Source organism: Cupriavidus sp. SIMBA_020 (genome assembly GCF_046535395.1).
GTDB classification, from domain to species: Bacteria; Pseudomonadota; Gammaproteobacteria; order Burkholderiales; family Burkholderiaceae; genus Cupriavidus; species Cupriavidus campinensis.
The window spans coordinates 1-247 of record NZ_JAWRWU010001334.1; the positions used below are offsets into that span (position 1 = coordinate 1).

Below are 247 nucleotides of genomic sequence, written 5' to 3' on the forward strand. Positions count from 1 at the left end.
CGCGTTCGGGTTATACGGGCGCTGCACCGGCATCGCCCACAGCGTCATCTCGAAACCGTTCGGGAAACCGGCCTTCGCGAGCAGCGCCTTGGCCTTCGCCGGATCGTACGGCTGCGCCTTGAGCGACTTGTCGTAGGACCATTGCGTCGGCGGCATCGGATTGGTGGCCGCCTGGCCCGCGCCCTGATACACCGACTCGATGATCGCCTTCTTGTTGATCGCCATGTCGAGCGCCTGACGCACTTCG

1 protein-coding gene is annotated in these 247 nt (G+C 64.8%); it reads right to left on the reverse strand.

Annotated features, from left to right (window positions below; genetic code table 11):
- On the reverse strand, positions 1 to 247 hold a 247-nt coding region (locus SB751_RS33850; protein ID WP_410749478.1), incomplete at both ends, for an ABC transporter substrate-binding protein.